Origin of the sequence: Hyphomonas sp. (assembly GCF_036964145.1) — a bacterium.
GTDB lineage: Bacteria > Pseudomonadota > Alphaproteobacteria > Caulobacterales > Hyphomonadaceae > Hyphomonas.
Map to the genome: position 1 here is coordinate 1 of NZ_JBALUC010000016.1, position 643 is coordinate 643.

The 643-nt window shown below is 59.3% G+C and carries 1 protein-coding gene; it reads right to left on the reverse strand.

All coding sequences use genetic code 11. The annotated features are described in order from the left end of the window. Positions 1-24 precede the first annotated feature (24 nt). On the reverse strand, positions 25-643 hold a 619-nt coding region (locus tag V7660_RS17180; protein WP_335604275.1), incomplete at its 5' end, for a DUF2332 domain-containing protein.

Genomic DNA, 643 nt, shown 5'->3' on the forward strand with positions numbered 1-643 from the left:
GGCAGACGCATTTGCCGAATAGTCTTACGGCATGTCCACATATGTGACGTGTCCATCAGATTCATTCAGTATGCGGGGTTCGCCACCCGGCCAGACTTGCAGTCGGGTCTGCATGCGCGGAGACGCGCGGTCTCCTCCAAACAGGGATTCCGGTTCAAAGCAAAGCCAGGCGAGGGAGGCAGTCTCGGTGGCAGCTGCGCCCGCTTCTTCGATCAGTCGCTTCATGCGTGCAACATCTTCTTTTGACGGATAAACAAGGAAGACTGAGTGATAAATGACTGTCAGGCCCTCTGAGGGGCGTTTGGTCAGTTTCTGGGCGAGCCAGTCAACCGCATCCGCCTGTTCCACGCGAACGCCCATATGTCTGGCCAATTCTGCCGCTGCATCCAGACGGGCCAGTCGTCCAGCCTGGTCTGGCCAAGTGTAGGATTTGAGCCGCAGGAAGGCGGCCTCATTTGTCAGGTCAATCGGGTTCAGGTCGCAAGCGGCGCGTGAAGCAATGACTGGAGCGGCGTCGAGATGTGCGGGCTCGGGTCCGTTCCAGATCGTGGATATCGTGACGTCGCTCGCGCCCGGTCGTTGCCAGGTTCCGCCATCATAGGTGAACCGATCCCAATTCTGGTTGAGGCCCGCACTCGCGCCG